An 11907-nucleotide genomic window follows, 5' to 3' on the forward strand; every position below is an offset into this window, starting at 1 on the left:
AAGATGTATCAGATGCAAGACGTGCTGTAGAAGTTACATTAAAAGAATTAGATAGAACTTTTGGTGATGTATATGGATAATTATAGCTATAAAAATAGAATTTTGCATAAAAATTTAGAATTAAAAATAAAAAACAAAAAAATACAAAACCTTTTAAAAGCATTTAAAATATAGAAAAAATAATGGTTTAAAAATAATAATCTTTTATAAAGTAAGTATAATAATATTGACAAAACAAAAAAGGTTGATATAATAAATAGTTGAATAAGGAAACTATTTATAAAAGAAAATATTGAAAGAGTAAATTTAAGTTAAGGGAGATGAAAAAATTGTGTGATAATATAGAAATAAATAAAGAGCTTTTCGATGTTATAATGCGATTAAAAAGACAATCACATGGAAATATTAAATTAAAAGATTTATATGCAGGTGAGTTTATGGCATTAAGAATTATCTACAAATTAAAAATGGATGAAGATAAAGATTCCCTAGGAGTTAAAACATCTGATATAAGTAATTGCATGTTTATGAAAAAACCTGCAACTTCAAAAATGCTAAATAACTTAGAAGATAAAGGATACATAATTAGACTATCTGATAAAAAAGATAGAAGAATTACTTATATTGATTTAACACAAAAAGGTATTGATTTACTTGAAAAACACCATAAAGAAATGGTTGATTACACAAATTTAGTAATAAGTAAATTAGGTAAAGAAGATACAGAAACACTTGTAGACTTACTTAATAAATTAAGCGACATAATGGAAGATCTAAATAAAAATTAATATTATTAAATAAAATTCTAAAGGCATAGAATTGAAATTTTATTGGTATATATTAAACTAAATTATAATTTTTAATAAATTATAAAATTAAAATCATTTTAAGAAAGGATTGGCTATGACAAAATTATTTAAGTATTTGAAACAGTCTTGGGTAGCTATTTTAACAATATTAATATTATTAGCATTACAGGCTACTACAGAATTATCATTACCAACATATACTTCAAATATAGTAAACGTTGGTATACAACAATCAGGTATAGAAAATGCCACTATAAAAGCTATCAGAGAAAGTGAGATGGATAAGTTAACAACTTTCATGAGTGATAGCGATAAAAACAAAGTCCTAGATAGCTACAAATTAATTAATAAGGACAATTTAAGTGAAGATGAATTTAACAAATATAAAGATGATTATCCAGCTATAAAAGATGAATCTTTATATATATTAAATACAAAAGATAAAGAAACTATTGAAAAACTTAGTGACATATTAGCAAAACCAATGTTACTAGTTTACAACATAGAAAACAGCTCAGAAGGAAATAAACTTTCAGACTCTATGACGTCTAAGTTAGCTCCAAGTGCTAACCAAACAAACATGGATCCAAGCCAAATGGCTAAGTTTATGGATAAGGATGGGAAATTTGATATATTTGCATATATAAATGCAATGCCTAACGATGCAAAAGAAGATATATTATCTCAAATAGATAAACAATTTGTTAATCTACCAGAGACAATGTTAGACCAAGGAGCAATAACATTTGTTAAAGCTGAATATAAAGCAATGGGTGTTGATTTAGACAGTCTTCAAATGAATTATATATTTATGACTGGTCTAAAAATGATAGGTTTAACAGTAATAAGTGTAATATGCTCTGTAACAGTTGGATTTATGGCGGCTAGAGTAGCAGCTACATTAGGTAAAAACTTACGTGCTATGACATTCAAAAAAGTTATGAATTTCTCTAAAAAAGAAATTAGTGAGTTTTCAACTGCATCACTTATAACTCGTAGTACAAATGATATACAACAAATACAACAGATGATGGTTATGATGCTTAGAATGGTATTCTTCGCACCATTTATGGCTATCGGAGGGATTATAAAAGCACTAAGTACAAATCTTTCAATGAGTTGGATTATAGCTCTTGGAGTAGTATGTGTATTTGGTATAGTTTTAGTAATGTTTACTGTTGTAATGCCTAGATTCAAAAAACTACAAAATCTTGTAGATAGATTAAACTTAGTAACAAGAGAAATACTTACAGGACTTGGAGTTATTCGTGCATTCAGCAACGAAAAATTTGAAGAAGATAGATTTGACGTAGCAAACCAAGATTTAACAAAAGTAAATATGTTTGTAAATAGAATGATGTCATGTATGATGCCAGCTATGATGCTTATAATGAACTTAATTTCTATATTAATAGTTTGGGTTGGTGCCAAAAATATAGATTTAGGAAATATGCAAGTTGGGGATATGATGGCGTTTATCCAATATACTATGCAAATAGTAATGTCATTCTTAATGATATCAATGATATCAGTTATGATGCCTAGAGCAGCAGTATCTGCAAATCGTATAGATGAGGTATTAACAACTGATATATCAATAAAAGAAGTTGAAAATGTTGAAAAATTTGATGATGATAAAAAAGGTTTAGTAGAGTTCAAAAATGTATCATTTAAATACCCTGATGCTGATGAAAAAATACTTCACGATATTTCATTTACAGCAAAACCAGGCCAAACAACAGCCTTTATAGGAAGTACAGGTAGTGGTAAATCAACTCTAATAAACTTAATACCTAGATTCTACGATGTAACTGAAGGTGAAATAAAAGTAGATGGAATAAACATAAAAAATGCTTCAATACACGATTTAAGAGAAAAAATAGGTTATGTACCTCAAAAAGGTGTATTATTCAGTGGAACAATAGAATCTAACATAAAATACGGAAATAAAAATGCAGGTGAAGATTTAGTAGAAACTGCATCAAGAGTAGCTCAAGCTACAGAATTTATAGACTCTAAACCAGATAGATATGAAACTCCAATATCACAAGGTGGTTCAAATGTATCAGGTGGTCAAAAACAAAGATTATCTATTGCAAGAGCAATTGCTAAAGAACCAGAAATATATATATTTGACGATAGTTTCTCTGCACTTGACTTCAAGACTGATGCAAAACTACGTAAAGCATTAAAAGAAGAAACAGGAGATGCGACTGTTTTAATAGTAGCTCAAAGAATAAGTACTATACTTCATGCTGAGCAAATAGTAGTTCTAGATGAAGGTAAAGTTGTTGGAATAGGAAATCATAAACAACTTCTAAAGAATTGTGAAGTATATAAAGAAATTGCTTTATCACAACTTTCAAAGGAGGAGCTAGAAAATGAGTAATGATAATATGAAAGAACCTAAAAGAGGTCCGGGACCAGGTAGAGGACCACTTGGGCGTGGTCAAGGAATGATGCCTGGTGAAAAGGCAAGAGACTTTAAAGGTACTATGAAAAAATTAATGGCTTATCTAGGCAAATATACTTATGCTATAATTGCAGTTTTTATATTCGCTATAGGTAGTGTTGCATTCTCAGTAATAGGGCCTAAAGTTTTGGGAAAAGCGACAACAGAGATATTTAATGGATTAATAGGTAAAATCTCTGGTGGAGATGGAATAAACTTTGACAGAATAAAAATAATCTTATTAACTTTAGTAGGTTTATATTTAGTAAGTGCGATACTTTCTTTTATACAAGGCTTTATAATGAGTGGTATATCTCAAAAATTAGCGTATAACTTGAGAGATGAGCTTTCTAAAAAAATAAATAGATTGCCAATGAGTTATTTTGATAAAACTACAAATGGTGAAGTATTATCTAGATTTACAAATGATATAGACACTTTAGCACAAAGTTTAAATCAAAGTTTAACTCAAATAATAACAGCAGTAACTACTTTAGTTGGTGTATTTATAATGATGCTTACAATAAGTGGTGTTATGACGGTTGCAGCACTTGTAATAATACCAATTGGGATGTTTGTAATATCAATGATAATAAAAAGATCTCAAAAATTCTTCGCACAACAACAAGCATTTTTAGGAAATGTAAATGGTCAAGTTGAAGAACTATACGGTGGACACTTAGTTGTTCAAGCATTTAACGGTCAAGAAGATGCTATAGAAAAATTTGATGTAACTAACGAAAAATTATATCAATCAGCATGGAAATCACAATTCTTATCAGGTTTAATGCAACCTTTAATGAGTTTTGTTGGTAACTTAGGATATGTTTTAATATCTATATTAGGAGGATTTTTAGTAATTAAAAATTCTATAGAAGTTGGGGATATACAATCTTTCATACAATATGTAAGACAATTTAACCAACCATTAAATCAAATTGCACAGATATCAAATCAATTACAATCAACAGCAGCATCTGCAGAGAGAATATTTGAATTCTTAGCAGAAGAAGAGGAACCAATTACAGAAAATGATTCTGTTAAGGTTAGTAGACATGATGGAGAAGTAGTATTTGATCACGTTAGATTTGGTTATGATGCAGATAAAATAATAATAAAAGACTTTAATGCAAAAGTTAAACCAGGACAAAAGATAGCTATAGTAGGACCAACTGGTGCTGGTAAAACTACAATAATAAAATTACTTATGAGATTCTACGATGTAAATAGTGGTGCAATATATGTAGATGGTAAAAATATAAAGGACTACAATAGACAAGAACTTAGAACTCATTTTGGTATGGTTTTACAAGATACATGGTTATTTAGTGGTTCTATAAAAGACAATATAAAATACGGAAAATTAGATGCTACAGATGAGCAAGTAAAACAAGCGGCTAAAGCAGCTCACGTAGATCACTTTATAAAAACTCTACCATCAGGATATGATATGGTATTAAATGAAGAAGCAAGTAATGTTTCACAAGGTCAGAAACAATTACTTACAATAGCTCGTGCAATACTTGCGGACCCAGAAATACTAATATTAGACGAAGCTACAAGTTCAGTTGATACAAGAACAGAAGTATTAATTCAAAAAGCGATGGATAATCTAATGGAAAACAGAACAAGTTTCATAATAGCACATAGATTATCTACAATAAGAAATGCAGACTTAATATTAGTTATGAAAGATGGAGATATAATAGAACAAGGAACACATGAAGAGTTATTAGCTCAAGATGGATTCTATACTAACTTATATAACTCTCAATTTGACAATGACGAGGACCAAGAACAAGCTGTATAATATTAAAAAGGGGATATTGCCTAATAGGTGAATATCCTCTTTTTTAATTCTAAGGAAATTATATTTATGATATTAAGGAGAGAAGATGAGAATATTGATAGATGGAGATGGATGTCCAGTAATAGATGAATGTATAAAAATATCAAATAAATTTAAATTAGAATCTATAATATTTTGCGATACATCGCATTATTTTGATAATAAAAACGTAAAGGTAGTTGTGATATCAAAAGGTGTTGATGCTGTTGATTTTGCTATTTTGAAAAACTTACAAAATGGAGATATAGTAATTACACAAGATTATGGTCTTGCATCATTAGTACTAAGCAGAAATTCATATGCAATAAACCAAAATGGCATGGTTTATACAGACGAAAATATAGAAGAACTATTATTTTCAAGATATATATCTAAAAAAATGAGAAATAGTGGAGCTAGATTAAAAGGACCTAAGAAAAGAGATAAATCTCAAAATACAGTTTTTGAGCAAAATCTTGAAAAATTAATTTTAGAGAAGATAACAAAATAAAAACTTTAAATTATATTTATTAATCAAATATGCTTGTAAAAATAATACACTTACTGCTATCATTAAGGTATTATTAATTGTTGTTAAATTATAATATTAAATGGGAGAAATTTGTATGACGAAAAATTTTAAAGATATCGATAGTATAATATTTGACTTAGACGGAACACTATGGGACTCAAGAAAAGAAGTTGCAGATTCTTGGAGTGAAATAATAAAACAATATGATTATAAAAGGCAAGATGTAAGTTTTCAAGAAATAAATGATTTAATGGGAAAAACTATAGATGAAATAGAAGATATATTATTCCCAGATATACCTAAAGAAAAAAGAACAGAAATACTAGCTGAAGCTTGTAAACATGAAAATGAATATCTAGCTAAATACGGAGCAAGATTATTTGATAATTTAGAAGATACTCTTGAAAATCTTTCTAAAAAATATAGATTATTTATAGTAAGTAACTGTCAAACAGGTTATATTGAGGCATTTTTAAATTATTATAATTTAGATAAGTACTTTGAAGATTATGAACATCCTAAAAAGCCTGAAACTGTAAAATCTGACAATATCAAATTAATAGCAAAAAGAAATAATTTAAAAAATCCAGTTTATGTAGGCGATACTCAAGGAGATGCAAATGCAACAAAAGAAGCTGGACTAGAATTTATATATGCTAGTTATGGTTTTGGAAATGTAGAAGAATATAAATACAAAATTGAAAAAATAGAAGATTTACTTGATTTAGTATAAACATAAATTTAAAATAAAAACTCCTATTAATAAATTTTTATTGATAGGAGTTTTACTTATATAAGATATTATTTATCTAATTCAACTAATCTTCTTGGTATTTGATATTTTATATCGCTTTCAATTTTTTCAAGTGTTTTAGAGTTTTTTGGATCGACAAACATACATGTATATCCATCATTACCTATTCTACCAGTTCTACCGATTCTGTGGATATAATCTTCACTAGTCTCTGGAATATCATAGTTGTATATATGTGTAATTCCTGTTATATCTAGACCTCTAGAAGCAACATCTGTAGCTATTAGATATTGTAAGTCAGCTTTTCTAAATGATTTTATAATTCTCTCACGTTTTGCTTGTGGGATATCACTATGTAGTTTTTCACAATTATATCCTTTTACTGCAAGAGCCTCATCTAGTGCATCAACTCTTCTTTTTGTTCTACAGAATATTATAGCCATAAATGGATTATCTTCATCTAAAACTTTACATAAGGCTTCTTGTTTATGTCTATCTGTAGTTTCAACAACTTCTTGTTTTATAGTATCTAAAGTTATTTCTTTAGATTTGATAGTTACCTCAACTGGGTCTTTCATATATCTATAAGCTAGTTTCTTAACTTGTGAATCAAGTGTTGCAGAGAAACAAAGTGTTTGACGTTTTTTATTAGTTTCTTTTATGATTGCCTCGATTTCGTTTTTGAACCCCATAAGTATCATTTGGTCAGCTTCATCAAGCACAAGAGTATTTAATTTGCTTAAATCGATTGATTTTCTGTCTAAATGGTCTAAAAGACGTCCAGGAGTAGCTATAACTAATTGTATATTTCTTTTTAGCTTGTTAAGTTGTGATTTTATATCTTTACCACCATAAGCAGCTAATATATTTATATTTTTATCTTTATTTAATTTTTCTGCTTCATTATATATTTGTATAGCAAGCTCTCTAGTAGGGGCTAAGATAAGTGCTTGTATATTTTCATTTTTAGCAGATATAGAATCAAAAACAGGTATTAAGAAAGCAAGAGTTTTTCCTGTACCAGTTTGAGATTGAGCAAGTATATCTTTATTATTTTTTATAAGAAGTATACTTTCTTCTTGGATAGGTGTTGGTGTCTTTATCCCATTTTTCTTAAGTGTATCTATTAATTCATCGCTTATTTTTAAATCTTTAAAATTCATAATCATACCTCTTTCAAATAAATCTACCTTAACAATATAACATAATAACTTATTAAATTATATATATTATAACCATATAACGCTAAAAATTAGGATAGTATTTCTAAACTAATAAAAAATTAATATAAACACAAATTTATAAATACTAAATTTGAAAAGTAGCTAATCTAAACTTTTTGATTAGAGGATGTGCTTCAATACATTGAAAATACTAGGTTTTATTTTAATGCATAAATAAACATAATAAAAAACAAAAAAATCATTGAAAAAAATTAAAAAAAATTGTATAATTTTAAGTTTGCAAAAGTGAGGTATACATATCGGATTTTATTATATATAATATAAATATAGATAATTAGAAAAACGAAATATATAGTTAAAATCATACTAGACTACAAAGTGATATTTAATAAAATTGATAATTTTTCTAATTAAAACTATTACAATAAATAATAATAAATTTCCTCGTTGGAAGGAGAAAGGTGGTAACAAAATGAGTAGTCGGCAGATTATAGAAAAGATAGGATTTATATTGTTTGGGACAATAATACTATCTTTTGGATTTTACAATTTTTATTTTTTAAATCATATTACAGAAGGTGGAGCATTAGGATTTTTATTACTTCTAAAAAATCTATTTGGAATACATCCATCAATGGCGAGTATAATAATTGATTTTAGTTTATTATTAATTGGATATAAGATTTTTGGAAAAGAATTTTTCTTATATTCATTATTCGCATCTTTTGCATTTTCAGTAACATATGGAATATTTGAAAATATAGGCCCAATATTACCTTCAATAAACAACAGCTTAATTAATGCAATATTAGGTGGTATATTTGTGGGAGTTGGATGCGGAATAATAGTCAATACAGGGTGTTCATCAGGAGGAGATGATGCATTAGCATTAGTAATCGCAAAGACAACATCTTTAAGTGTGACTAAAGTTTATATTTTAATGGATGGAGTAATACTTTTATTATCTCTAAGTTATCTATCAGCAGACGCTATTTTCTATTCAATGATTGCATCTACTCTTAGTGGAAAGATAATCGATCTATTTTTGGCACATACAAAAGGCTCATTACGACTTATTACAGCATAGTTCGTCTTAAAAATTTAATATAAAAATAAAACACCTATGCTATTAGTTATAGGTGTTTTTGTGTTTGTTTATGATTTTATATTTAAATAACATAGATTAAATTAGGTTTAGGGTTTTAAATGCTTTATATAATCCATCTTTTTCAACATCATCTGTAACTATATCGGCCATCTCTTTTATTTTTTGACCGCCACTGCCCATAGCAACACCTATATTACAATGTTCTAACATAGGTATGTCCACATTAGCATCTCCAAATGCTATAGTATCTTTTATATCAGCACCAAGGTAGTCAAGTAGACTTGATATGGCACTAGCTTTATTAATATTTTTTACACCTAAATCTCCAAAAAGTGCAATTTCACCTTTTCCACCCCAAGTACCAGGATTTAAATCTGGAAATTCATCTATAGAATCTAAATGATCTTGGTAGCTATTAAGTATAAAACTAACTTTATTTACATCATCTCTATACAATTCACCGTCAAATAGCATATCTGGAAATGCCTCTCTAACAGTAAGTGAATTAGAAAGATTGCCTTTTCTATTGCTATATTCCTGAATTACTGGTTGGCCTACAGTTTCAAAGTTTTCACTAGCATAAAGACCGCTATTACTTTCTAAGTAGAACTCTAATTTTTTATTATGTAGCCAATCTACTATATGTTTACATTGTTCATATGTTATTGTATTATGCATAACTACATTATTCTTGTCTTCTACATAACTTCCATTGCCGCCAATCATACCATCAAGACCTATATCCCATAATTCTTGATATACTTCAGATTTACTACGACCAGTACATATATATACTTTATGCCCATTATTTCTCGCTATTTTAATAGCCTTAACTGCTGATTGTGGAATATTATTGTCATAATCGACTAAAGTACCATCAACATCTATAAACAAAATTTTACTCATTTTAACTTGATTCCTTTCATCTTAATATTAAATTCAACATTAGCAAAATATTGAATATTAAATTCTATCTTCATGAGATTACTCTTATTTAAATATATATTATCTTTTAGATAGATTCAGTCGATATATGTTATAATTATATAACAATATTCCAAAATTAGGGAAAAGAGGTGGATTACGTGTCAATTCAAATTCCTATAAATAGTGATTTATCAGAAAATGTAGAGTATAACAATCCTAATTTTCCTGCATATATAAAGCCAGGTATACTGTCATTATATATGGACTATAAAGCTGTTAGCCATTGGCATGATGATTTAGAGTTTATTGTTATACTTGAAGGGAAAATGTCATATGAGATAAATGGAGAGAGAATTGAAATATCACAGGGAGAAGGACTTTTTATAAACAGTAGACAACTTCATAATGGTTTTTCAGATGAAAAACAAGAATGTAAGTTTATCTGTATAGTATTGCATCCGAGTATCTTATGTGCAAATGAATGGTTTGAAAATAAATATATAAAATCACTTTTATATAAGAATGAACTAGAATATATCATATTAAAAGAAGAAGTAAGTTGGCAAAAAAGAATATTAGATCTACTAATAGATATGTATCAATCTGTAGATGATGAATTGATTTACTTTAAAGTCCAACAATCATTTTTTGAAATATGTGAAATAATATTTAGAAATAAAGATATATGTGTAAATAGTCATAATTTCAATTCATTAAAACTAAATACATTAAAAGATATGATAGGGTTTATCCAGAAAAACTATAATAAAAAAATTACATTAATTGATATAGCTAGTTCGGGAAATTGTTGTAAAAGTAAATGTTCAGCAATTTTTAAAGAGCTTTTAAAACAATCTCCAAATCAATATTTAATAGACTATAGACTTGATAGAAGTAGAAATCTATTATTAAGTACCGACAAAACGATTTTAGAAATAGCTATAGAAGTTGGATTTAATAGTTCGAGTTATTACTGTGAGGCATTTAGGAAAAAATACAGTACAAGTCCAACTCAATACAGGAAGAAACTAATTGAAACACAAAATATTAATTTACAATAAATATTTAAGTCCCATAAAAAAACAAAATGACTACAAAGTAGACATAAAACACAAATAATATAAGAAAATGCTTGAAATTTCAATGAAAATAACGAATAAATTTACCCCTAAACAACAAGGATTTTTTGATGATTTAAAGAAATTATAGTTTAGAAACTAATGAAAAGGGGATGTTATTTATGGGTTTATTTAAAACAAAATCAGATGAAAATTGGAAAATAAATTATATTAAAGAATTTAATGAGATGAGAGCAGAATATGAAAAGAAAATATTAGCTAAGCAAAATGAAATAGACGAATTAAAAAAACAAATAGATGAATTAAAATCTGTTAAAAGTAATTTAAAACCTAAAGAAAAACAAATAAGAGATAGCGATATAGCATCTATAAAAGAGCTTAGAACAGAAGGTCTTAGCTATAGAGAGATTTCACAAAAAACATGTTGGAGCAAAGCTACAGTTTGTAGAGTATTAAATGGTTTTTACGATTAGATTTTCTTGTATACTCACGATTATAATATGCTATAATTAATAGATAGTATTATGAAGCGTGGGTGATAAAATTTGGATAAAAAAAGTATTAGTATAAGGGAAAGAGAATATATATTAGATTGTTTTTTAATATTAATTGTTTTACAAATTGCTAGAATAATTATAAAAAACGTATTATTGAGTGTACTTAGTTTTACAGCTATAAATTTAAATATAGCAAATATAATATCGATTATGATAGTGGGCATAAGTGTTTTTCTCTTTTTAAGAGGAAGTAGTTTATTTAATCCAGCGGGATATAGATTGACACAAATGGCCAATAAATATGAAAATAAAAAGATAAGAATAATATTATTTAGTATTATGTTAGTAGGTTTGGCTTTGACAATTTTACTAAAAACAGATTATGTATTTACTGAAATACTTATGATGTGTTTGGCAACAATAGCTATACCAGTATATGAAGAATTATTATTTAGACAGTATTTATGGAATTACGTAAATGGATTTGTAGAAAATCAAAAGACAACATGGATCGTTATATCAATAATATCTGTGTTATTTATATTAGGATATTGGGATATCATAAGTCAAAATCTACAAGTTATAAGTAGTGATAAATTTGCAATAGACGTAGTAACATCTAAAATGGGGTTAGGTATATTAATCGCAGCGGCAACAGGTTTTATGATGAGCTAAAATACGTACAAGCATCAGTATTTGGAATAGATTTCATAGCACAAAACGACCATTTTTATTTT

At 27.4% G+C, this 11907-nt stretch carries 11 protein-coding genes and 1 pseudogene; 10 read left to right on the forward strand and 2 right to left on the reverse strand.

Annotated features, from left to right (window positions below; all coding sequences use genetic code 11):
- From I4U58_RS13950 to I4U58_RS09000, 6 genes and pseudogenes are all read left to right on the forward strand, one after another.
- Nucleotides 1-74 (forward strand): annotated as a pseudogene (locus tag I4U58_RS13950) (propanediol utilization microcompartment protein PduB); the annotation flags it as partial.
- A 246-nt stretch (nucleotides 75-320) separates the two neighbouring features.
- A complete protein-coding gene (locus I4U58_RS08980; RefSeq protein ID WP_195930961.1) occupies nucleotides 321-788 on the forward strand; it encodes a MarR family transcriptional regulator in 468 nt (155 codons plus the stop codon).
- 115 nt (nucleotides 789-903) lie between these two features.
- A complete protein-coding gene (locus tag I4U58_RS08985) occupies nucleotides 904-3198 on the forward strand; it encodes an ABC transporter ATP-binding protein (RefSeq protein WP_195930962.1) in 2295 nt (764 codons plus the stop codon).
- Nucleotides 3191-5071: an ABC transporter ATP-binding protein gene (locus I4U58_RS08990; RefSeq protein ID WP_195930963.1), complete on the forward strand. Its 1881-nt coding sequence runs from the start codon at nucleotides 3191-3193 to the stop codon at nucleotides 5069-5071. The genes I4U58_RS08985 and I4U58_RS08990 overlap by 8 nt, the downstream gene beginning before the upstream one ends.
- 85 nt (nucleotides 5072-5156) lie before the next feature.
- Nucleotides 5157-5600 (forward strand): YaiI/YqxD family protein, encoded by a 444-nt coding sequence (locus I4U58_RS08995; RefSeq protein WP_195930964.1) that lies wholly within the window; start codon nucleotides 5157-5159, stop codon nucleotides 5598-5600.
- 115 nt (nucleotides 5601-5715) lie between these two features.
- Nucleotides 5716-6354: an HAD family hydrolase gene (locus tag I4U58_RS09000; RefSeq protein ID WP_243269595.1), complete on the forward strand. Its 639-nt coding sequence runs from the start codon at nucleotides 5716-5718 to the stop codon at nucleotides 6352-6354.
- A 68-nt stretch (nucleotides 6355-6422) separates the two neighbouring features.
- On the opposite strand, the gene I4U58_RS09005 is transcribed toward I4U58_RS09000, so the two are convergent.
- Nucleotides 6423-7538: a DEAD/DEAH box helicase gene (locus I4U58_RS09005; RefSeq protein ID WP_195930966.1), complete on the reverse strand. Its 1116-nt coding sequence runs from the start codon at nucleotides 7536-7538 to the stop codon at nucleotides 6423-6425.
- A gap of 493 nt (nucleotides 7539-8031) precedes the next feature.
- On the opposite strand from I4U58_RS09005, the gene I4U58_RS09010 reads away from it, so the two are divergent.
- The gene (locus I4U58_RS09010) at nucleotides 8032-8646 is read left to right on the forward strand and encodes a YitT family protein (RefSeq protein WP_195930967.1); all 615 of its coding nucleotides are present in this window, start codon (nucleotides 8032-8034) and stop codon (nucleotides 8644-8646) included.
- 96 nt (nucleotides 8647-8742) lie between these two features.
- On the opposite strand, the gene I4U58_RS09015 is transcribed toward I4U58_RS09010, so the two are convergent.
- Nucleotides 8743-9573 carry a Cof-type HAD-IIB family hydrolase gene (locus tag I4U58_RS09015; protein ID WP_195930968.1) on the reverse strand — a complete coding sequence of 277 codons (831 nt, stop codon included), beginning with the start codon at nucleotides 9571-9573 and terminating at the stop codon, nucleotides 8743-8745.
- A gap of 179 nt (nucleotides 9574-9752) precedes the next feature.
- On the opposite strand from I4U58_RS09015, the gene I4U58_RS09020 reads away from it, so the two are divergent.
- The 3 genes from I4U58_RS09020 to I4U58_RS09030 all read left to right on the forward strand — a co-directional run bounded on the left by I4U58_RS09020 (nucleotide 9753) and on the right by I4U58_RS09030 (nucleotide 11845).
- Nucleotides 9753-10655 carry an AraC family transcriptional regulator gene (locus I4U58_RS09020; protein ID WP_195930969.1) on the forward strand — a complete coding sequence of 301 codons (903 nt, stop codon included), beginning with the start codon at nucleotides 9753-9755 and terminating at the stop codon, nucleotides 10653-10655.
- Nucleotides 10656-10834: 179 nt separating this feature from the next.
- On the forward strand, nucleotides 10835-11146 hold the full coding sequence (locus I4U58_RS09025) for a DNA-binding protein (RefSeq protein WP_195930970.1): 312 nt from the start codon (nucleotides 10835-10837) through the stop codon (nucleotides 11144-11146).
- Nucleotides 11147-11218: 72 nt separating this feature from the next.
- Nucleotides 11219-11845, forward strand: coding sequence for a CPBP family glutamic-type intramembrane protease (locus I4U58_RS09030; RefSeq protein WP_195930971.1), 627 nt, complete (start codon nucleotides 11219-11221; stop codon nucleotides 11843-11845).
- Nucleotides 11846-11907: the final 62 nt, after the last annotated feature.

The organism is Clostridium sp. 1001270J_160509_D11, from assembly GCF_015667935.1.
Taxonomy (GTDB): Bacteria; Bacillota; Clostridia; order Peptostreptococcales; family Peptostreptococcaceae; genus Intestinibacter.